Raw genomic sequence first — 20932 nt, 5'->3', positions numbered from 1 at the left:
ATCGCCTTTCCTGGTCACGCGCCGCGGGGTCGGCGGCGCAGCGGTTACTTGATGGCCGTCAGGAGTGGCTCGATCTCGTCGAGCGCGTAGGGGATCGACAGGACCGTGTTGAAGGAGAAGGCCGCGCCGACGTCCGGGTCCTGGTAGGGCACGAAGAGGTCGCGCTTGTCCTGGGAGACCTTCAGCTTCTTGTAGAAGGGCTCCGCCTTGATCCGCTCGTCGGACTCGCTGCTGGAGGTGACCCAGACGAGCCGGTCGACGTCGAGGACGTCCAGCTTCTCGGCGCTCAGCTCGGCGACGTTCCAGCCCGGCTGGGCCAGCTTGTCGATCTCGGGTTTCAGCTGGAAACCGAGTTCTTCGAAGAAGATCGACTTCGGGTCGCTCCTGGTGAACGCCGAGTACTTGCCGGCCTCGAAGCTGTCGGCCACCACCAGGGTGAGGTCGGCGAACTCCGGGTGCTTCCCGCGGACGGCCTTGAAGCGCTCGTCGATGTCGGCGATCTTCTTCTTGGCCGCACCCTCCTTGCCGAGAGCCTTGCCGATCTGCTCCGTCATGACCTGCCACGGGGCCCCGTAGTCCGGGTGGCCCTTGGGCTGGGCGACGACCTTCGCGATCTTGGAGAGCGTCTCGTACTGCTCCTTCTTCATGCCCGAGTACTGAGCGATGATCAGGTCTGGTTCCAGGGCCGCGATCTTCTCCACGTTGTACTCGTCGCGCTCACCGACGATCTGCGGCTTCGCGGAACCCCACAGCTCCTTGGTCCACGGCCATTTGCCGTACGGCTCCTCCTTGAACCAGTCGACGGCGCCGATCGGCTTGACACCGAGCGCGAGCGCCGCGTCCTGGTCGGACAGACCGAGGGTGACGACCCGATTCGGCTCCGCCTCGATCGTCGTGGAGCCGTACTTGTGCTCGACCGTCACCGGGAAGGCGGTGGAGGCGGCGCCTCCCTTCCCGGGCGCATCGGACCCGGCCTTGTCGCCCTCCCCGCCACAGGCGGCGAGCAGCAGCGCGGCGACTGCGGCGACGGCCACCCGGGGGAGGTGTCTGGCCATCCGGGCCAGTCCGGGGCGTGTTCTGGTGGACAACGGCTTTCCTTTCGCCGGGCTTCACTGTGCGGGCCGCCCGCCGGCCGGGAGACCGCGACCGGGCGGGAGCGACAGGGGGAGGGCTGCAGCAGGGGTGTCGTGCGGATTCCTCGGCCTCGGAGCGGTGCTCCTCGCCCGGGTGCCGACCGACGTGCCTCAGAGGGGCGTGCTGAACTCGTCGGAGGTGTTCCGCCGCCGGTCGCTGTCGGGCTCCCGGCGGTGGTCCAGGATCGAGGTGAGGATCTCACCGACTCTGACGGCGGTGTTCGACAGCAGGGAGGACGTGATGCCGTGCGTGTGCTCGGTGCCGCCCTGGAGGTAGATGCCGCACCTCAGTTCCGGATCGGTGGTGACGCGGTAGTCGCGCTCGACGCGGACCCGTCCCGCGTCGTCCCGCCGGCAGTGCTTCTCGACCTCGCCGAGCAGCCCCAGGGTGTCGGCGGTCCGGTAGCCGGTGGCGTACACGAGCACATCGGCGTCCAGTGCCGTCTTCTCGCCGGTGACCAGTGACTCGACGGTGGTGCGGACCTTGTCCGGGGTCTCGACGACCTCGGCCAGCCGGGACACGTTGAGGAAGCGCAGCCGCCGGGTGCCCAGGACCTGCTCGCGGTACGACTGGCGGTACAGGTCGTCGATCAGGTCGATGTCCACCACCGAGTAGTTGGTGTTCCCGTGGTAGTCCAGCAACTTGCGCTTGGTCTCCTCGGGCGCCGTGAAGTAGTCGCCCACCGCGTCCGGGTCGAAGATCCGGTTGGCGAAGCTGCTGTCGTCGGCGGGGCTGTAGCCGTAGCGGGAGAAGACGGCGCAGACCTCGGCCTCCGGAAAGCGCCGGTGGAGGTAGGACACGTTCTCGGCGGCGCTCTGCCCGGCCCCGACCACCACGAAGCGGGAGGGCTGGGCGTCGCCGAGGGCGTCCACCCTCGTCAGCAGGTCGGAGTTGTGCCAGATCCGGTCCGTCTGCTGCACGCCCTCCGGCATCCGGGGCCGCAGGCCGGTGCCGATGACGAGGTTGCGGGCCCGGTGGACCACCGTCTCCGAGCCCGAACGGGCGGTGACATCCACGTACTCGACGACGCCGTCGTGTACGACCGGCCGTACGGCGACGACCTCGTGGCCGTAGGAGACCAGGTCGTCGACCCGGGCTGCGGCCCACTCGAAGTAGTCGTGGAACTCCACCCGCAGTGGGAAGAGGCTCTTGCCGTTGACGAAGTCGACCAGCCGTCCCTGGCTCTGCAGGTAGCACAGGAAGCTGTAGTCGCTCGCCGGGTTCCGCATCGTCACCAGGTCCTTGAGGAAGGACACCTGCATGGTGGCGTCGTCGATGAGCATGCCGCGGTGCCAGCCGAAGCGCGGCTGCCGCTCGAAGAAGTGCGCCGTGACCGTCTCTCGCCCGCCGACACGCGCGTTGTGCTCGCTGAGCGCTATCGCCATGGCCACGTTGGACGGGCCGAAGCCGATGCCTATGAGGTCGTGGATCGGTGGTGCGTCGGCGGGTGGAGCCTGTGACATGTCATTCCCATCGTGGGGCGGGAGCCGCTTGTCAGGCGTCGGGGACGAGGAGCCGGCCGCCGACAGGCGCCGGCCAGCAGAATTTAGGTAAAGCTAACCTCATCTGACGGGCCTGTCGACGAGACAAAGCGGATATCGGCTGAAGTCGCCCAGAGTGAACCGGCCCTGGAAATTGGGTAGTTGCGAGCATTAGGTAAGGCTTGCTTTACTTGTGCGCCGGTCCAGCGCTGCCCTGAGGAGGAACCCCCATGCGGGTCGTCATGTTCGGTTACCAGACCTGGGGGCACCGCACCCTGCAAGCCCTCCTGGACTCCGAGCACGACGTGGTCATGGTGGTCACGCACCCCAAGAGCGAGCACGCCTACGAGAAGATCTGGAGTGACTCCGTCGCCCGACTGGCGGAGGACCACGGGGTCCCCGTACTGATCCGGAACCGCCCCGACGACGAGGAGCTGTTCACCGCCCTCAAGGAGGCGGACCCGGACATCATCGTCGCCAACAACTGGCGGACGTGGATCCCCCCGCGCGTCTTCGAGCTGCCGCGCCACGGCACGCTCAACGTGCACGATTCGCTGCTGCCCAAGTACGCGGGCTTCTCGCCGGTGATCTGGGCTCTGATCAACGGTGAGAGCGAAGTCGGCGTCACCGCGCACATGATGGACGAGCGGCTCGACGCCGGCGACATCGTGCTCCAGCGCGCGGTGACGGTCGAGCCGACGGACACCGCCACGGACCTCTTCCACAAGACGGTCGACCTCATCGCCCCGGTCACGGTGGGAGCGCTGGACCGTATCGCGGCGGGCGAGACGGAGTTCACCAAGCAGGACCGGTCACAGGCGACCTTCTTCCACAAGCGCTCCGACGAGGACATCCGCATCGACTGGAACTGGCCCGCAGAGGATCTCGAACGTCTGGTGCGCGCCCAGTCCGCCCCCTACCCGAGCGCCTACACCTACCACAAGGGAGAGCGCCTCGAGATCGTGGCGGCGGTGGTGTCCGAGGCCCGCTACGGAGGGACGCCGGGCCGCATCTTCTACCGCGAGGGTGAGGGAGTGGTGATCGTCGCCGGGGCCGACGCCCGCACCGGCCGCAACCACGGACTGGCCGTCAGGCGGGTGCGCACCGCGGACGGCGAGGAGAGGTCCGCGGCCGACTACTTCACCTCGATGGGCGGCTACCTCACCAGCCGCCCCTGACAGCCGGTCCCGGAGGGGCCGGCGCCACGACGCACTCCTGGCCCGTCCACGAGAGCGCCGCCCCGGACCGCCAGAGGCTCCGTCTGTCCGAAGAAGGCCGTTGCGGAGGTCGGCGGTGGCCGGTCAGCCCCCGGTGCCGGGACCCTCCTCGGCCACCGGGTAGGGGGTGAAGGTGCTGCTGTTCTCGTCGATCACCAGCCGGCGGTCGAGGGGCGGCACGGCACGTTGCGGGCAGTCGGTGCGCTCGCAGAGGCGGCAGCCCATCCCGATGGGGACGGCCGCCGCGGCGTTGTCGAGATCGAGGCCGTCGGAGTAGACGAGCCGCGACGCGTGACGGATCTCGCAGCCGAGACCGATGGCGAAGGTCTTGCCGGGCTCGCCCCAGCTGCCGCGGTGGCGGGTTATCGCCCGGGCGGTCCACAAGTAGCGCCGTCCGTCCGGCATGGCGGCCATCTGGACGTGGATGCGGCCGGGGGAGGCGAAGGCCTCGTAGACGTTCCACAGTGGGCAGGTACCGCCGGCACGGGAGAAGTGGAACGTCGTCGCCGACTGGCGTTTGGACATGTTCCCGGCCCGGTCGACGCGGACGAACGAGAACGGGACCCCGCGCAGGCGGGGCCGTTGCAGCGTGCTCAGCCGGTGGCAGATCGTCTCGTACCCCAGGCCGAAGTGGTCGGTCAGCCGCTCGATGTCGTAGCGGAACTCCTCAGCGGCGGCGTGGAAGGGGCGGTAGGGCAGGACGAGCGCGGCGGCGAAGTAGTTCGCGATGCCGATCCGGGCCAGCGACCAGGCGTCGCTGTCCGGGGCGAAGTCCTCCGAGGCGAGCGCGGACAACTCGGCGGCGTACTCGAGCAACGCCAGCTGGGTGGCCATCCGGAAGGCCTGCTGACCGGGGCGGAGCCGTCCGGAGAGGCGCAGCTCCCGGGTCACCGGATCGTAGTGGTGCAACCGGTCGGAGCCCTTGACCAGGCGCACCCCGTGACGATCGGCCAACCGTGCGGAGAGGGAGCGCACGACCTCGCCGGGCCGGATGCCGACCTCCGCGGCGAGCTGCTCGGCGGCGAGGTCGGTGTCGTGCAGGTAGTTCTGGCGCCGGTAGAAGAACTCGCGGATCTCCTCGTGCGGGGAGCGGGGCAGCGCCGACACTTCCTGACCCCGTCGATCGGCGATTTCGAGGAGCTCTTCGGCGAGCTGCTGATTCCGCTGACCGAGCTCCACGAGCAGTTGCGCCGCGTTGGGCACACGGGAGGCGAGTTCGGCGAGGTCGGAGGCGGAGACCCGGCCCGCGGCGACCTCGTTCGAAAGGGCGTCGCGCAGATCGGCCACCAGCCTGTCGGTGCCGCGTTCGGAGAAGAAGCCGGGGTCGACGCCGAAGGCCTCGGTCAGCCGGAGCAGCACGGGCACGGTCAGTGGGCGGGAGTCGTGCTCCATCTGGTTGAGGTAGCTCGGCGAGATGGCGAGAGCCCGGGCCAACTCGGCCTGGCTCATGCGCCGCTCCTCGCGCAACCGTCGCAGTCGGGCTCCCGCGTAGGTCTTGCTCACCGATGACTCCCGTCCCAGGGCGGCACTCGGACCCGTCGCCGATCCCGATGCCGGACCGCGACGGGACGAACCTTGCCTGATGCGGCAGTGGGCACGAAAGCACGGCTGGGCGGGATCTTTCGCAGAGTTGGCGGACGAGTGCGCGGAAGATTTACAGAAGTTGGCAAATCGACATACTTGATGGCACTCAGTGCCACCAGTCATAGTTGCAGTGCGGTTCGCCGGCCCTGACGGTCGATTCGACCTTCGGGCGCGTTCCACAGCCCCTGACGTCGTGGTTCTCGGAGTTCTCGACCTCGGCGCCAAGGTGGCTCGCTCACCGGTCCACGTGTCCGGGCCGGCGGGCCGCGACAGTGGTCTGTCACTCAGTGACAATCTAGCCCACCCTTCACAGGAAGCCCAGACACCTCACGTGAACCCCTCGGGAGACGGCGATGGCGCACACAGGTATGACAACGGCTGAAGAGCTCGCACAGCGGTGGGCGACCGACCCGCGCTGGAAGGGAGTCGAGCGCACCCACACCGCCGAGGACGTGGTCAGGCTCTCCGGCAGCGTCCGCGAGGAGCACACCCTCGCCCGGCGCGGCGCGGAGCGCCTCTGGCGGCAACTGCACGAAGAGGACTACATCCACGCCCTCGGCGCGATGACCGGCGGCCAGGCCGTGCAGCAGGTCAAAGCCGGGCTGCAGGCCGTCTACCTCTCGGGCTGGCAGGTCGCCGCGGACGCCAACCAGGCCGGCCACACCTATCCCGACCAGAGCCTCTACCCGGTGAACTCGGTGCCCCAGGTCGTGCGTCGGATCAACAACGCCCTCCTGCGCGCCGACCAGATCGCCGTCGCCGAGGGCGGCACCGACACCACCGACTGGCTGGTCCCCATCGTCGCCGACGCCGAAGCCGGGTTCGGCGGCCCGCTCAACGCCTTCGAGCTGACCAAGGCGATGATCGACGCCGGTGCCGCCGGCGTCCACTACGAGGACCAGCTCGCCTCCGAGAAGAAGTGCGGACACCTCGGCGGCAAGGTGCTCGTGCCCACCGCCCAGCACATCCGCACCCTCAACGCCGCCCGGCTCGCCGCCGACATCGCGGACGTCCCGACGGTGATCGTGGCGCGGACCGACGCGCTCGCCGCCAACCTGCTGACCAGCGACGTCGACGAGCGGGACGCCCGGTTCACCACGGGAGAGCGCACCGCCGAGGGGTTCTACCGGGTGCAGAACGGCATGGCGCCGGTCATCGCCCGCGGCCTGGCCTACGCCCCCTACGCGGACCTCATCTGGGTCGAGACCGGCACCCCGGACCTGGCGCAGGCCCGGGAGTTCGCCGAGGCGATCCACGCCCGGTACCCGGACAAGATGCTGGCCTACAACTGCTCGCCGTCCTTCAACTGGCGGGCCGCGCTGGACGACGTGCAGATCGCCGGATTCCAGCGCGAACTCGCCGCCATAGGCTACCGCTTCCAGTTCATCACCCTGGCCGGATTCCACTCGCTCAACCATGCGATGTTCGACCTGGCCAGCGGCTACGCCGAGTCCGGCATGACCGCCTACGTCAGTCTCCAGGAACGCGAGTTCGCCGCCCAGAAGCAGGGATTCACCGCGGTGAGGCACCAGCGCGAGGTCGGTACCGGCTACTTCGACCTGGTCTCGACGGCCATCAACCCGGCCTCCTCGACCACCGCGCTGACCGGTTCCACCGAGGAGGAGCAGTTCCAGTAGGCCGCTGAACAGGCCTGGCGCGACAACCGCCCCACCCGTCACCACCAGCAACCCGCTGCCCGGGTGTCAGGAGCCGGACAGCCGCTTCCGTCCGGCTCCTGACCGCTCCCCTGAGGAGACCTGTATGTCCTCCACCGTTCTGACCGGCCGCGTCCAGGTCCTCGCCGCCTCGGGGGACCGCCACGGAGAGATCCTGACCGCCGAGGCCCTCGACTTCCTCGGCCGCCTCGTCGACGCCTTCGGCGAGCAGCGCCTGCGACTGCTCAAGGAGCGCAGGCGCCTGGCGGACCGGCTGGCCGCCGGCTCACCACTCGACTTCCCCATCGCCACCGCGGGCGTCCGCGCGGACGACTCCTGGCGGGTCGCGCCCCCGGCTCCCGGCCTGGTCGACCGCCGGGTGGAGATCACCGGGCCGCCGGAGCCGAGGATGGCGGTCAACGCCCTCAATTCGGGGGCCAGGGTCTGGATGGCCGACTTCGAGGACGCCACCGCCCCCACCTGGAACAACATCGTGGGCGGGCAACTCACCCTGCTGGACGCCGTCGAACGCCGGATCGACTTCGCCACCCCCGAGGGCAGGGAGTACCGGCTCGGTGACCGCCTCGCCACCATCGTCGTCCGCCCGCGCGGCTGGCACCTGACCGAGGACCACCTGGAGATCGACGGCCGCCCGCTGCCCGCCTCGCTCGTCGACTTCGGGCTGTACCTCTTCCACTGCGGCCGGCGGCAGATCGACGCGGGGTACGGACCGTACTTCTACCTCCCCAAAGTCGAGAACCGTTACGAGGCCCGTCTGTGGAACGACGTCTTCCTGCTCGCGCAGGAACTCCTGGGCATCCCGCGCGGCACCATCCGCGCCACCGTCCTCATCGAGACCGTCACCGCCGCCGTGGAGATGGAGGAGATCCTCTACGAGCTGCGGGAACACAGCGCCGGGCTCAACGCGGGCCGCTGGGACTACCTCTTCAGCCTCATCAAGACCTTCGGGCACCGCCCCGACTTCCTGCTGCCGGACCGGGCGAAGGTCACCATGACCGCGCCCTTCATGCGTGCCTACACCGAACTGCTGGTGCGTACGTGCCACAAGCGCGGAGCCCACGCCATCGGCGGCATGGCCGCCCAGGTGCCCAGCCGGGACCCGGCCGCCAACGCAGCCGCCCTGGCCCGGGTGCGGCTCGACAAGGAGCGGGAGGCCGAGGACGGCTTCGATGGCTCCTGGGTGGCCCACCCCGGCCTGGTCCCCGGCTGCCAGGAAGTCTTCGACGGGGTGCTGGGGGACCGCCCGCACCAGATGGAACGTGCACGGAGCGACGTCGAGGTGACCGCAGCGGACCTGCTCTCCGTCCGCCGCATCAGCGCCCCACCGACACCGGACGGGGTCCGCACCAACATCGCGGTCGCGCTGCGCTACTTCGACACCTGGCTGCGCGGGCAGGGAGCCGTCGCCCTGGACGGTCTGATGGAAGACGCGGCGACGGCCGAGATCGCCCGTGCGCAGATCTGGCAGTGGCTACGCCACCGCGTCATCGACCGCGGCGTCGTCCTGGAACTGCTCCGAGAGGAGACCGCCGCACTGGCCACGCGGTCCCCGCTGGCCGCGGCCGACGAGGCCCGCGCGCTGTTCGAACGGACCGCGCTCGGCAAGGAACTGCCGGCCTTCTTCACCACGGACGCCTACGGCCGCCACCTCGTGCGCCGCACGCAAGAGCGGTGACGGTCGCCGGCCGCCCCCGGGAGGGGCGTGCTCAGCCCCCGCGCGGTACGCGCCATGCGTTGACCGGTGGGGGGCGGGCGCGGACCTCAGAGCGCGGCGGAGTGGGCGCACAGCGCCGCCCGGTTGGGCTGGCCGGTCTTGGCGATGAGGCTGGCGATGTGCTTCTCCACGGTACGCGGCGAGATGTAGAGGCGGTCGGCGATGTCCTTGTTGCCCAGTCGCTCCGCCAGCAGCTCGAACACCTCGTACTCGCGGACGGTCACACCCTGGACCCGCAACTCCTCGGGGATGCGGCTGCTCCCGGTGCGGTGCTGCCGCACCGGGGCGCCCAGCCGCCGGAGGGCGGCACGGGAGGCGTTGGTGACCGCGGGCACGCCGTGCTGGTGGAAGTGGTGCTCGACCCGGCGCAGCCAGGCCACCGGCTCGCCCCACCCGTCGGCGTGGGCGGTCTCGGCGACGAGCCGCAGCCCGATGTGGAGGGCGGTCGGATAGGGCTCGGCGGTGTGCAGCGCCTCGGCGGCCACCGCGGACGCCTCGGCCGGCCGGCCCTCCCGGCCCAGCAGCACCGCGTCGGCCCAGAGGACGAACTGCCGGTTCCACCTCATCCGCCCGGGGGCTGTGCCGGCGGCCTCCTCCTGGCCGACGCGGCCCACCCCGCCGGCCAGTACGTCGAGCAGCAACCCGATCCCGTCGCACCCGCTGAGGTAGTACGTACTGGGGTTGCTGCGCTCCAGCTCCGCGACGAGGCGCAGTTCGCGCACCGCCAACTCCCGGTCCTCCTCCATGAGAGCGCAGAAGGACCGGGCCAGGCCGACGGTGAGCGACTCCTCCTGCGAGCCGGCGCCGTCCCACTCGGCGAACGCGGAGAGCGCCTCGTCCATCGCCGCCCGATCGCCCCGGTGCCCGGCGAGGGCGGCCTGCGCCATCAGCACGTAGCGGACGGCCGGGGCGAGCCGCAGACGCCGGATGACGGCGAGGCACTCCGCGGCGGCGGACCGCGCGGCGGTGAACTCCCCGCGCAGCACGGAGTCCAGGATGAGGATCCCGTCGATGGTGTGGAGGATGGTGGCGGAACCCAGCCGCAGCGCCTCACCCCGAGCCGCCAGCAGGCCGGCGGTGTCCCCCTCGGCGAGCCAGGCGTTGCCGCCGATCCGGGTCAGCGCGTACATTCGTTGGAGTGGAAGCCCGTGCCGCTCGGCCGTGGCCAGCGCGGACTCCAACAGGGTGCGGGCCTCGGCCGGGTCCCGCTCGCGCACCACGGTGGCCAGCAGTTCCCAGGCCTGGCAGGCGACCGTGGGCAGGTCGTACCGCTGCGCCGCCTCCACGGCGGAACGCGCCAGCTTCTCGGCCTGCTGGGTGCGGTCCGTCCCCGGGCTGTCCAGGGCCAGATAGGCCGCCGCCACGTCGACGGGCGCGACGGCCGCGTCGTCGGGAACCGCGCCCAGCACGTCTCTGGCCCGTTCGATCTGCCGGTTGCCGTCCATCCACCGGCCCGCGGTGTGCGCCACCTTGGCCAGCCGGGTGTGCAGCGCGGCGAGCCGGGGCGCGTTCAGGCCGGCCCCGCCGAGGGCGTGCAACTGCTCGGTGAGGTCGAAGGCGCGGCCGAAGTCGCCGGCCTCGGCCAGAGCGGGCAACAGCGATTCCAGGACCTCGGCCCGGCGCAGGGTGTCGGGGCTGTCGGAGAGCAGGCGCTCGGCCCGGTCGAGCAGGGAGACGGCGGAGCCGATCGCGCCGCCCGCGAGCGCCCGCCGTCCGGCCTCCGCGAACAGGCGTCCGGCCTCGGCGGCGTCCCCCGCCTGGTGGCGCAGCTCCGCGGCGAGCGGGCACCACTCGTCGGGCAGTTCGGGGTGGAGCTCCTGGACGGCGTCCGCGGCCCGCTGGGCCAACTCCGCACGCCTCCCCGGAGTGAGTTGGGTGAACAGCGCCGCCACGGTGAGCGGATGGCGGAAGGCGTACCAGTCCGGGGCGGGCTCGTCCGGCACGACGAGCTGGGCGGCGACCCCGGCGTGCAGATGGCTGAGGAGCCCGCGGTCGTCGACGCCGGTCATCCGCTGGAGCACGGTCAACGGGAAGCACCGGCCGAGCACGGCGGCGGCCGACAGCAGGGTGAGCCCCTGGGGGCCCAGCCGGTCGATGCGCCGCAGGATGCCTCTGGCCAGGGAGGTCGACACGTCGCTGCGCAGATCCCCGACGACCAGCCAGCCGTCGTCCGAGCGGACCAGCGCACCACCGCTGATCATGGACTGCAGCAACTCCTCGACGAGGAACGGGCTCCCGGCGCTGTCGTCCCACAGTCTTTCGTGTGCCTCGGGCGGCACCAGTCCTGGGTCGGTGCCCAGGTGGGCGGCGATCATCCCGCGCACCTGCTGCCGGGTGAGCGGCGGCAGTTCGAGCACGGTGCCGACACCGCGTCGACGCGCCGAGGAGGCCAGATCGAGGGCTTCGCAGAACTCGCTGCGAATCGTGGCCAGGAGCATCACCGGGGTGTACTCCAGGTTGTCCACCAGGTATTCGACCACCGCCAGCGTCTCGGGGTCGGCGTCGTGCAGGTCCTCCAGGAGCAGGAGCAGGCCGCGGTCCCTCCCCGCGGCGATGAGCAGCCGCAGGACCGCCTCACCGAGGATGACCATGGAACTGCCGTCCTGCTCGCCGGTGTCCCAGTCCGGGACGAGCCGCCCGAGCACCGGCCGGTAGGGGCCGAGCCCCGCGTCGTCCACCGGGTCGCCGCCGCGGAAGAGGGACATCAGCGCCTCGGTCAGCGGCCGGAACGGAACCGTCGGCCCGGTGGTGCTGCTCCGTCCCCGCAGCACGCGCATCCCCGACTCGAAGGCCGTGCCCGCGGTCTCCGCCGCGAGACGGGACTTGCCGATGCCCGCCTCACCGACCAGGAAGACGACCCCACCGCGCTGACCCCGGGCATCGGCCAACGCCCGCTGGAGAGCATCCAGTTGGGGGTCACGTCCGATGAGGTGGGGCGCATGGGAACGCATGAGGGCAGATCGTAGTTCATATGTTCCTACAGAGTGAGGGTCCTGATCCTTCCCTCAAGGACGGCGACCACCGGCTCAGCCACGGAGAGCGGCCTGGGACGCAGGGTGCGGACCGCCTGCGGACCCGCACCCCGGCACCGCGAGCCCGAGCACCGACGCGTCAGTGCGGCGCCGAGACGGAGGTGTCGATCCCGCTGAGCGTGACGACGATGCCGCTGGTCAGCACCATGCCGGCGAGAGCCCGCGCACGGGCGCAGGCTCTGTTCCGGCCCGACAGGGCGATATCTCCGGCCGGGTCCTGCTCCTCCTCGCGCACGGCGGTGCGGACGTCGTCGTCGGTGAGCGCGGGCTGGATGTCGGTGTGCTTGTTCATGGTGGTGACTTCCTCTCCTGGTGGCTTCTCAGTCGGTACGGAGCGCGGTTCGAGGGGGGAGGGCGGTCAGGGTGCTGGCCGGCGGCGCCTCCCGGCCCGCGAGGTGTGGTCGAACAGCAGGACGGACGGCACCCGTTCCGGAAAACCCAGCCTGAGCAGGCTGTACCCGATACCGGACAGGCCGGTGAGCAGTCCGGGCGAGGGCACCTGGTCGGGGGTTCCACAGCGGTGGCCCTGCTGTTGGACGAGGCCCAGCACCTCCCCGGTACGCCGGGTCAGCGCGGCCCGGGCGCCGGCGTGGCCGCGTTCCGCGAGCGTCAACAGCGCCTCCAGGGCGCCGAGGGCGCCGTCGCGCAGGCTCAGGTCGTCGGTTCGGAGCGGGGCGGACAGCAGTCGGGTGCAGCGGTCGAACGCGTCACCGAGGTCTGACCCGCCGGCCGCGCACCGCTCGGAAGGCGGCAGCACGTCCGCGGCCGCCAGCGCCACACCGGAGAGGCCCGAATACCAGGAGAGGTCCTCGGACCGGCGCACCGCGGTGCCGAGCGCCGAGCCCAGCAGCGCCGTCCCGGCCTCTCGGTACGGCAGAGCGGACGGTGCCTCACCGCTTCCCGGAAGGGTGGCGGCGTACCGCAGCAGTGCCCAGCCGACGCCGGCGTCGCCCTGGGCGACCCCGACGAGGGCGGGGCGCCGGTCCCGGCCCGCCAGGGGAAGCAGCCGGTCGGCCAACTGCCCGGCCAAACGCGCGGCCTCGGGCGCCCCGGTGGCCTGGTGCGCCGAGACCGCGGCGCGCAGTGCTCCGGCGATCCCGTCGGCGAGCCCTGTGTGACTGGCGCCTTCGGGCCACGACTCCACGGCCTGCCCCAGGGCGGCCAGCGCGCCCGGCAGGCTGCGCGTACCGGCGTCGAGCAGCGGCGACAGCCGGGCCAGGGTGTAGGCGATACCGCCCAGACCGTTCAGGGCGCCCGGCCCGACGGCGGCGCTCAGCTCGGGGTCGGCGGCCAGTCCCGACAGCAGCGCGGGCAGCGGACGCAGGGTCTCGCGGGCCAGTGCCGTGTACCGCTCGGCCCCGGCGAGCTCCCCGATCTGGGCCAGGAAGAGCGCCACCCCGCAGTAGCCCTGGGCGAGTCCGCCCCCCATCGGCAGTACGGCCCAGTGGGCTCCGGCCACCCGCTCCAACCCCAGCCAGTTCACCCGCCCGTCACCGCGCACCGCCCGGGCCGCTATCTCGTCGGCGATCCCGCACGCCGCGGTCAGCAACCGGGAGGGCTCCGGCACCACGGCCGGCGCCGGGCGCGGTGCGGGCCGCGAACACGGCCTCCGCACCGGGGAGTCGGAACCGCTGACGGCGAGCGCCGCGGAGATGACCCACTCCTGGTCGTGGCGGTCCACCTCGCTCATACCCGTGATCTTCCCCCGCACCGTGTTCAGCGCCGGGGCCGGCAGCATCCGCTCCAGGCGGGTGCCGCTCGAGGTCCAGACCTCGGTCCGGGCCGGGCGGTGGAAGAACAACGGCACGTCACCGCGCCACAGATCGTCGATCTCATGCTCGATCAACCGCTGCCGGGCCGGATCGCAGGCCGACTCGGTCCACAGGAGGGCGAAGACCGAGTCGCGGGCGAGCGCGTCGTGCAGCAGATCGGGGTGGGTGGACTCGTCGAGCAGGGCCGTGTACAGCCGCGTCGACCGTACGATCAGCCGGGCCGGGCTCCGCGCCCAGCGGGTCAGGAGGCCCGCCTCCCCCACGAGTTCCGCGCCGTGCTGGGCGATCGCGTCGTACCCGGCCCGGAAACCCTCCAGCAGCGCCGGCCGGTGGTCGGCGCGGCCGGCGGCCCGGCCGAGTGGCAGCGGCTGGTTCTGGCCGGCCTGGCTGGCGACCGGGCCGCGTACCACCCGCATCTCGTCCGTCCCGGCACCCTCCCAGCGGATTCCCTCGCTCGGGTACGCACCGCCCTCGGCCCGGCCGAGTGCGGAGATGTCCAGTGCCCCGTGCTCCCCGATCAGCAGGTGCGGCAACAGGCAGGTGCGGTGCACCGAGGACTCCAGCGCGTCGGCGGCCGGATCGGGCCCCGCCGTCCTCGCCGCCGGCAGCCCGGAGTGGAGCAGGGTCTCGGCGTCCACCAGCACCGGCTGGTCGCCGCTGGCGATCACGTTCTCGTAGTGCATGTCGGCGCCGTCCACGGCGTACAGCAGGGCCAGCAGCGCCCCCTGCCGCCGGTAGAACCGGTCGGCCTCGGTGACCGAGGCGCACCACCGGTGCTCGACGAACTCCAACCAGCCGTACCCCTCGCCGCGCACCGACCGGGGAGTGCGCAGGCCGAGTCCCGGCACCTTGGTGTTGAGCCAGCCGACCACCTCGTCCAGCAGCGCGTGCTGGTCGAGCGGCCGGGGCTTGTAGACCACGGCGGCGCCGGAGGCGAAGTGCAGCAGAGCCACCGAGCGGTTCCCCTGGTGCGCGTCACCGCGGCCGAGCTCCACCCGGACCAGGGGGCCCGGGTCGTCCCCCCGCAGCAGTTGCTCGACCAAGACCGCGCGGTCGGCCTCCATCCTCCGCAGCAGCTCACCCATGGCCGCGGCGGCGTCGGCACAGCTCCGGCCGAGCATCCTGGCCAGCACCGGGTATTCGGCGAACAGCCGGGCCAGACCCGGCGCGGTGCCCAACTCCGCGGCGAAAGCGGCGAACCGGTCCCGCGGAGTCGCCCCGGCCAGCCGTCCCGCCGTGCGTGCCCGCCCCAGCTCGCGCACCAGCGTCCGGCCGGCCTGGCGGGTGAGCCGCTCCCCGAGCCGATCCTCGAACGCCGCCCGGACCACCGCCTGTTCGGTCACGGGCAGGGTGAGCCCGTCCGCCACCTCCGACCAGGCGAAGGCCAGCAGCGGCCGCAGTACCGGCAGGAAGGCCGCCGCGCCCTCGCCGCCACCGGCGGAGCGCACCGGATGCCTCGGGGCCGCCGCCACCGCTCTCTCGACGTACTCGGCCCAGTCCGGCTTCTCCGCACGCGCCCCCAACCGCTCGGGGAGCTCGTTGCCCAGCGCGGTGGTGAGCGCGTCGTCCAGCCCGAGCCCCGCGAGGCGGGCGGCGAACCCGGCGGGGTCCCCGACGGACCACGGCCGCGGGCGATCGCCGTCCGTCGGCTCGGCCGTCGTCGTCAGACCCGGCGCCGCGAGTCGCTCGCGCAGGGTCAGCCCCCACGCCCACCACCAGTGCGGCAGGGTCGAGGTCCGGGAATCTGGGTGAGCGGCGGCAACAGTCACAGGACCCAAGGTCCCAGAACCCCCGGGGCCCCACTTGGGGGCGGAGCCCCCATATTCCCGCCGCCGGTACCCATAGTCCCCACCGGTCGACCGGCGGGGTGGGCGGCTCCGCCCGGAACACGACCCGCCGGAGGCTCCGCGCACCGGTGCGGGTCCGCCCCCGCCGTACCCTGCCGCCACCTGTGCACACCGGTCCCGACGGCACCCCGCTGGCCCGCTGCCACCCGGCGGGTGCCGAGGGCGGCGCCCCCGGCAGCCCGCTCGGGAGCCGTCCCCGTGCGGTCCGCTCCGGCACGGCGGGCGAAAGGTGGGGAACGCCTGCCGATGCGGCGACCGGGGCCAGGACGAAACCTGTGTGTCAGTGCTCGTGCCCGCTGTCCCGTTTTCGGACGGCGGCTGACCTTCGGAGGAAACGGTGAGAGCCCCCGCACCCGTCAGCGTCGTCGCCCTCGATCCGGTGCTGGAGGCCGGCACCCGGAGCGCCCTGTCCGTCTGCCCGGACGTCTCGGAGGCGGCACCGGGGAGGAACCGCGGGGCGTGGTGCTGATCGTCGACCGGTTCACCCACGCCGAACTCGACACGCTGCGGGCCGCCCGCGACCCCCCGGCCGGCCTGCCGTGGTCCTGGTGGCCAGCGAAACGGGCCGCGGGGGACTGTCGGACCGGGAGCGCTCCGTGCTCCGGATGGTGGCCGAGGGCCACGAGAGGAGTGAGATGGCCCGCTGCCTCTCCTACTCGCGGCGCACCGTGACGACCGGGTCCACCACACCACCCAGCGGTTCCGACTGCGCAACCGCGCCCACGCTGTCGCCCACGCGGTGCGCGACGGACTCGTCTGAGGGCTGCTCCCACCTGGATGACGGAGCGGGCCCCCGGCGGCCCGGCGCCGACCGGCCCCGCGTACGACAGACCGGTCGGGGGCGGGGGAGCCGACCGGAGTCCGGACGGCCCGCTCGGTCGCGCCATCGCGACTGCCCCTGCCCCCGCCTCTACGCTCACCTGCGTGGCGAGAATCATGGACGTTGTCAAACGCGTGCTCGTCGGCCGGGCACTGCGTAGCGAGGGGCTCCACGAGACCTTGCTGCCCAAGCGGCTGGCGCTGCCGATCTTCGCTTCGGACCCGCTGTCCTCGGTCGCCTACGCGACCCAGGAGATCCTCCTCGTACTCACCGTCGGCGGACTCGCCTTCCTCTACCTGACGCCATGGATCGCGCTGGCGGTCGTCGGGCTGATGGCGGTGGTCGTCCTCTCCTACCGGCAGGTCGTGCAGACCTACCCGTCCGGCGGCGGCTCGTACGCGGTCGTCTCCACCAACCTCGGCCCGTCCGCCGGACTGGTGGTGGCGGCGTCCCTGATGGTCGACTACGTGATGACGGTGGCGGTCTCGGTCGCCTCCGGCGTCGACAACATCATCTCCGCCATCCCGGCGCTCAACGAGTACCGGACGCTGATGGCCGTCCTGTTCGTCGCCCTGCTGGCCGGGGTGAACATCCGAGGCACCCGCGAGTCCGGACGTGTCTTCGCCGCACCCACCTACCTGTTCACCGCCGGAGTCGGCATCATGTGCGTCACCGGACTGCTCCGGTGGCTCCTCGGGACCGCCCCGGTGGCGGAGTCCGCCCACTACGGGATCCGGCCCGAGGCGGGGCAGGGCAGCCTGACGGGACTGGCGCTGCTCCTGCTGGCGTTGCGCGCGTTCTCCAGCGGCTGCACCGCGCTGACCGGTGTCGAGGCGATCTCCAACGGTGTCCCCGCGTTCCGCAGGCCCAAGCCGCGGAACGCGGCCATCACCATGACCGCGATGGGCACCATCGCGGTGCTGATGTTCTCCGGCATCACCGCACTCGCCCTGATCTCGAAGGTGCACATCACCGACGACGCCTGCCGGCTGACCGGTTTCTCCGGCGACTGCACCACCACCGCGCAACGCACCGTGATCGCCCAGGTGGCCGCGGCGGTCTTCGGCGGACACCACAACCTCGGCTTCTACTACATCCAGGCGGCCACGGCGCTCGTGCTGGTGCTCGCCGCGAACACCGCGTTCAACGGCTTCCCCCTGCTCGCTTCCATCCTGGCCCAGCGCCGCTACCTGCCGCACCAACTCCACACCCGCGGCGACCGGCTCGCCTTCTCCAACGGCATCCTGTCGCTCGCGGTGGTCGCCGGGCTGCTGCTGTGGGTCTTCCACGCCTCGGTCACCAACCTCATCCACCTCTACATCCTCGGCGTCTTCACCTCCTTCACGCTCTGTCAGGCCGGAATGGTCAGGCACTGGAACCGCACCCTGCGCACCGAGAGCGATCCGGTGGCGCGCCGTCGCCACCGCTCCGCCCGAACCATCAACGGGCTGGGCGTGCTGGTGACCGGCGTCGTCCTGGTCATCGTGCTGATGACCAAGTTCCTCCAGGGCGCGTACCTGGCGGTGCTGGCGGGCCTGCTGCTGTGGGTGATGATGCGGGCCATCCGCCGGCACTACGACCGCACCGGCGCGGAACTCGCGGTGACCGACCCGGCCTCCGACACCGCGGTGCCGCCCCGCCACCACGCCGTCGTGCTGGTCCCGGAGATCAACAAGCCGGTGATGCGGGCGCTGGCCTACGCCCGCGCCTGCCGCCCGGACAGCCTGGAGGCGGTCAACGTGGCAGTCGACCAGGACGAGGCCAAAGCGCTGCGGGACCAGTGGTCCGCGCTGGACCTACAGGTTCCGCTGAAGACCCTGGAGTCGCCGTACCGGGAGGTCACCCGTCCGTTCGTGCACTACGTGCGCTCGCTCAACCGGACCCGGCCCCAGGACCTCGTCAGTGTCTTCGTCTCCGAGTACGTGGTGGGCCGGAGTTGGGAGAACCTGCTGCACAACCAGTCCGAGCTGTGGCTGAAGAGCAGGCTGCTCCTCACCCCGGGCGTCATGGTGATCACCGTGCCCTGGCAGCTCAGTTCCTCGGTCGGCAGACGGCGTCGGCCGGTGGGCCGGGCGCCCGGCTCCGTGCGGCGCGGAGAGCCGCTGCTGCGCGGCACGCCGCGGGCGAACCCCGCCGGGCGGATGCCCGGATCCCCCGGGCCGCCGCCCGGTCGCCCCGGCGGCCCGGGGGATCCGGGCCGCGGACGGCCCTGACCGATCGGCGGGGATTCCGGATGGCCGGCCCCGTCCGGGAGCCGACCGAGCCGCCTCCCGAGTGGGTCGCGCTGTCCGGGGCGGGGCGCTGTCCGGGCCGGCGTCCGCCGCACTCACCGGGCTGAGCCGCGCCGTTCGCTCTCCACCGGTGGATGGCGCAGCACGTACAGCCCGACGCCGGCGGCGAGCAGAATCACACAGACCGCGAAGACGATGCCCGCCTGCCGCAGCCCCAGCCACTCGGTGAGGGCACCGATGCCCACGACCGGCAGGCAGATGCCGACGTAGGCGACGACGAAGAAGGCGGAGATCGTACCGCCGCGGTGCTCGGGAGGGGCCGCACGCCCGACCGCCGTGACCGCGGCCCGGAAGGACAGCCCCTGGCCGAGCCCGCCGCAGACGGCGCCAAGCACCAGCAGGGGGAGTGACTCGAGCGTCAGGGAGAGGGCCACCAGCAGCAGACCCGCCACCAGCACCAGGCAGCCGCCGGGGAGGGCGCGGTTGCTGCCCAGCCGCTCGGTCAGCGACTGCCCCAGCGTGGAGGCGAGGAACACCGAGAAGACGATCGCGCCGGACACGGCCAGGTTCTGCACGCGAAGCGTCTGGGCCACGAAACTCGGGGCCACCGCGGTGAACGACCCCAGGAGCGCGAACCCGGCGAACCCGGCGAGCGCCGCGGGCGTGAAGACGCCTCTCACCTCTGCTGGGACGCGCGTCCCCCGCACCGCCGACGCCGCCCGGGGCCGCCTGCGTTCGACCGTCTCCGGAAGGAACCAGGTCAGCAGCGCGGCCAGGGCCAGCAGGGCCAGGTTGACCAGGAAGGGCAGGCGCAGCGGCCAGGCGGTGTACTCGGCGAGCAGCCCGGCCATCAGCGGACCGCAACCCAGCCCGCCCATGTTGGCCGCGGTGGCGGCGAAACCGGCCCGGGCGGCGTGCCCCGGCCGGGCCAGCTCCATCACGGTGGCCGTGGCGGTGCCGCTGAACAGCCCCGCCGCGAAGCCGGACAGCAGTCGGCCCGCGAAGAGCAGCGGCAGTCCGCCCTCGGCCAGGAAGCAGACGGCGCTCGCCACCGACAGCCCGATGCCGACGAGCAGCACCGGGCGGCGGCCGGTCTCGTCCGAGACGTTCCCGGCCAGGAGCAGCACCGCGATCACCCCGACGGCGTACACGGCGAAGATCACCGTCACCATGAACTCGGAGAAACCGAGTTGCTCCCGGTAGAGCCCGTACAGCGGAGTGGGCAGGGTCGTACCGGTCATGCCCACCGCGAAGACGGCGGATGCCGCCAGGTATCCGAGGTGCCGTCCGTCACCATTGCGCGCGATCACGTCGGCCACAGTACGAGCCGGCGGTCAGCGGGTACGGGAACCGGAGCTGGCGGGGCGGTCCGGGACGGCCCGGGCGGCGACCGGTGTGGACGCCGCGGGGAATTCGCACTGTTTGGGTAGCCTCGCCTGGATGGAATGGGCATGGGGCGAGACTGCGGGACAGGGCTGGACGCAGATCGGTGAGCTGGGCGTGGCGCTGCTGCTGTCGGCCGCCATCGGCCTGGAGCGCGAGGTCCGGCAGAAGAGCGCGGGGCTCCGTACCCACACCCTGGTCGGGGTCGGTTCGGCGTTGATCATGCTGGTGTCCAAGTACGGCTTCGGCGACGTGCTCGGCCCCCACGTGACCCTGGACCCCTCCCGGGTGGCAGCCCAGATCGTCTCCGGGATCGGCTTCATCGGCGGCGGTCTGATCTTCGTACGGCGGGACGCCGTGCGCGGTCTGACGACCGCCGCCGTGGTGTGGGTGACGGCGGCCGTGGGCATGGCCGCGGGCGCGGGGCTGCCGGTGCTGGCCGTCGTGGTGACGGCCGCTCACTTCCTGGTGGTCCTGGGCTTCGTGCCGTTGGCCAACCGCATCCCGGGTTCCACTCGGGCACCGGCTCGGCTGCGGGTCGACTACCTGAGCGGCCGCGGGGTGCTGGGGACGGTGCTTGCCACCTGCACCGGCATGGGGTTCGCCATCCTGGAGCTGTCGACCGACCAGTACGGCGAGGACCGGGGCAGCGCGGACCGCGGGGCGGTGGTGAGCGTGAGCCTGGCCGTCCGTGGTCGGCAGCCGGTCGCCCCACTCGCCGCGGCCCTTTCCGAGCTGGAGGGGGTGCACCGGGTCGCCACCACCGAGGATCCGCTCGACTGAGCGCGGCGCGGCTCCCGCGCCCCCGGCCCCGGTTCAGGGCCCGCGATGGGTCAGCAGGTCGCCGGGCTGGCAGTCGAGCTCGCGGCAGATGGCGCTGAGGGTGCTGAACCTGATCGCCTTGGCGCGGCCGTTCTTGAGGACGGAGAGGTTGGCGACCGTGATGTCGACCCGCGCCGCCAGCTCGGAGAGGGTCAGTCCGCGCTCGGCCAGCAGCCGGTCCAGGTGGACCTCGATCCGCTGCTCCTCCTCCGGGGGCAT

Annotated in this window: 15 protein-coding genes; 7 read left to right on the top strand and 8 right to left on the bottom strand. The window is 72.0% G+C overall.

Annotated features, from left to right (window positions below):
• Nucleotides 1-44: 44 nt before the first annotated feature.
• Both BGP73_RS05240 and BGP73_RS05235 read right to left on the bottom strand, forming a co-directional pair.
• Nucleotides 45-1088, bottom strand: coding sequence for an iron-siderophore ABC transporter substrate-binding protein (locus BGP73_RS05240; RefSeq protein ID WP_212732781.1), 1044 nt, complete (start codon nucleotides 1086-1088; stop codon nucleotides 45-47).
• A 156-nt stretch (nucleotides 1089-1244) separates the two neighbouring features.
• The gene (locus tag BGP73_RS05235) at nucleotides 1245-2597 is read right to left on the bottom strand and encodes a lysine N(6)-hydroxylase/L-ornithine N(5)-oxygenase family protein (protein ID WP_069812289.1); all 1353 of its coding nucleotides are present in this window, start codon (nucleotides 2595-2597) and stop codon (nucleotides 1245-1247) included.
• A gap of 248 nt (nucleotides 2598-2845) precedes the next feature.
• Here BGP73_RS05235 and BGP73_RS05230 point away from each other — a divergent pair, with 248 nt between their 5' ends.
• Nucleotides 2846-3793, top strand: coding sequence for a methionyl-tRNA formyltransferase (locus BGP73_RS05230; protein ID WP_069812288.1), 948 nt, complete (start codon nucleotides 2846-2848; stop codon nucleotides 3791-3793).
• 123 nt (nucleotides 3794-3916) lie between these two features.
• Here the strand turns inward: BGP73_RS05230 and BGP73_RS05225 are convergent, their stop codons facing one another.
• Nucleotides 3917-5335, bottom strand: coding sequence for a short-chain fatty acyl-CoA regulator family protein (locus tag BGP73_RS05225; protein ID WP_069812287.1), 1419 nt, complete (start codon nucleotides 5333-5335; stop codon nucleotides 3917-3919).
• Nucleotides 5336-5784: 449 nt separating this feature from the next.
• Here BGP73_RS05225 and aceA point away from each other — a divergent pair, with 449 nt between their 5' ends.
• Both aceA and aceB read left to right on the top strand, forming a co-directional pair.
• Nucleotides 5785-7053 (top strand): isocitrate lyase, encoded by a 1269-nt coding sequence (aceA, locus tag BGP73_RS05220; RefSeq protein ID WP_244501095.1) that lies wholly within the window; start codon nucleotides 5785-5787, stop codon nucleotides 7051-7053.
• Between the two features lie 124 nt (nucleotides 7054-7177).
• Entirely contained in the window at nucleotides 7178-8767 is a 1590-nt protein-coding gene (gene aceB / locus BGP73_RS05215) for a malate synthase A (protein ID WP_069812285.1), read from the top strand.
• Nucleotides 8768-8853: 86 nt separating this feature from the next.
• Here aceB and BGP73_RS05210 read toward each other — a convergent pair whose 3' ends face one another.
• The 3 genes from BGP73_RS05210 to BGP73_RS05200 all read right to left on the bottom strand — a co-directional run bounded on the left by BGP73_RS05210 (nucleotide 8854) and on the right by BGP73_RS05200 (nucleotide 15379).
• Nucleotides 8854-11757: a helix-turn-helix transcriptional regulator gene (locus BGP73_RS05210; protein ID WP_069812284.1), complete on the bottom strand. Its 2904-nt coding sequence runs from the start codon at nucleotides 11755-11757 to the stop codon at nucleotides 8854-8856.
• A gap of 160 nt (nucleotides 11758-11917) precedes the next feature.
• A complete protein-coding gene (locus BGP73_RS05205; RefSeq protein WP_244501094.1) occupies nucleotides 11918-12130 on the bottom strand; it encodes a hypothetical protein in 213 nt (70 codons plus the stop codon).
• A 66-nt stretch (nucleotides 12131-12196) separates the two neighbouring features.
• Nucleotides 12197-15379, bottom strand: a complete 3183-nt coding sequence (locus BGP73_RS05200) for a type 2 lanthipeptide synthetase LanM family protein (RefSeq protein ID WP_069812283.1) — start codon at nucleotides 15377-15379, stop codon at nucleotides 12197-12199.
• A 415-nt stretch (nucleotides 15380-15794) separates the two neighbouring features.
• Between BGP73_RS05200 and BGP73_RS23745 the strand changes: the two genes are divergently transcribed.
• From BGP73_RS23745 to BGP73_RS05195, 3 genes are all read left to right on the top strand, one after another.
• Nucleotides 15795-15926, top strand: coding sequence for a hypothetical protein (locus tag BGP73_RS23745; protein ID WP_280138130.1), 132 nt, complete (start codon nucleotides 15795-15797; stop codon nucleotides 15924-15926).
• Nucleotides 15927-16062: 136 nt separating this feature from the next.
• Nucleotides 16063-16437 carry a hypothetical protein gene (locus BGP73_RS23440; protein ID WP_244501118.1) on the top strand — a complete coding sequence of 125 codons (375 nt, stop codon included), beginning with the start codon at nucleotides 16063-16065 and terminating at the stop codon, nucleotides 16435-16437.
• Entirely contained in the window at nucleotides 16394-18490 is a 2097-nt protein-coding gene (locus BGP73_RS05195) for an APC family permease (protein WP_107473956.1), read from the top strand. The genes BGP73_RS23440 and BGP73_RS05195 overlap by 44 nt, the downstream gene beginning before the upstream one ends.
• Before the next feature lie 113 nt (nucleotides 18491-18603).
• Here BGP73_RS05195 and BGP73_RS05190 read toward each other — a convergent pair whose 3' ends face one another.
• On the bottom strand, nucleotides 18604-19818 hold the full coding sequence (locus BGP73_RS05190) for an MFS transporter (RefSeq protein ID WP_441350749.1): 1215 nt from the start codon (nucleotides 19816-19818) through the stop codon (nucleotides 18604-18606).
• A 130-nt stretch (nucleotides 19819-19948) separates the two neighbouring features.
• On the opposite strand from BGP73_RS05190, the gene BGP73_RS05185 reads away from it, so the two are divergent.
• Nucleotides 19949-20674, top strand: a complete 726-nt coding sequence (locus BGP73_RS05185; RefSeq protein WP_069812281.1) for an MgtC/SapB family protein — start codon at nucleotides 19949-19951, stop codon at nucleotides 20672-20674.
• A 33-nt stretch (nucleotides 20675-20707) separates the two neighbouring features.
• On the opposite strand, the gene BGP73_RS05180 is transcribed toward BGP73_RS05185, so the two are convergent.
• Nucleotides 20708-20932 (bottom strand): helix-turn-helix domain-containing protein, encoded by a 225-nt coding sequence (locus BGP73_RS05180; RefSeq protein ID WP_069812280.1) that lies wholly within the window; start codon nucleotides 20930-20932, stop codon nucleotides 20708-20710.

The organism is Streptomyces sp. TP-A0874 (assembly GCF_001748085.1).
In the GTDB taxonomy this organism is placed as follows: domain Bacteria; phylum Actinomycetota; class Actinomycetes; order Streptomycetales; family Streptomycetaceae; genus Streptomyces.
The sequence above is the reverse complement of the archived record's forward strand: the minus strand, read 5'-3'. Positions and strand labels throughout refer to the sequence as shown.

Coding starts and splice junctions, on each gene's coding strand:
- BGP73_RS05195 (WP_107473956.1), top strand. CDS start 16,394: ATGGACGTTGTCAAACGCGTGCTCGTCGGCCGGGCACTGCGTAGCGAG.
- BGP73_RS05230 (WP_069812288.1), top strand. CDS start 2,846: ATGCGGGTCGTCATGTTCGGTTACCAGACCTGGGGGCACCGCACCCTG.
- aceA (WP_244501095.1), top strand. CDS start 5,785: ATGACAACGGCTGAAGAGCTCGCACAGCGGTGGGCGACCGACCCGCGC.
- BGP73_RS05180 (WP_069812280.1), bottom strand. CDS start 20,932: ATGCCCCCGGAGGAGGAGCAGCGGATCGAGGTCCACCTGGACCGGCTG.
- BGP73_RS05210 (WP_069812284.1), bottom strand. CDS start 11,757: ATGCGTTCCCATGCGCCCCACCTCATCGGACGTGACCCCCAACTGGAT.
- BGP73_RS05205 (WP_244501094.1), bottom strand. CDS start 12,130: ATGAACAAGCACACCGACATCCAGCCCGCGCTCACCGACGACGACGTC.
- aceB (WP_069812285.1), top strand. CDS start 7,178: ATGTCCTCCACCGTTCTGACCGGCCGCGTCCAGGTCCTCGCCGCCTCG.
- BGP73_RS05185 (WP_069812281.1), top strand. CDS start 19,949: ATGGAATGGGCATGGGGCGAGACTGCGGGACAGGGCTGGACGCAGATC.
- BGP73_RS05235 (WP_069812289.1), bottom strand. CDS start 2,597: ATGTCACAGGCTCCACCCGCCGACGCACCACCGATCCACGACCTCATA.
- BGP73_RS23440 (WP_244501118.1), top strand. CDS start 16,063: ATGGTGGCCGAGGGCCACGAGAGGAGTGAGATGGCCCGCTGCCTCTCC.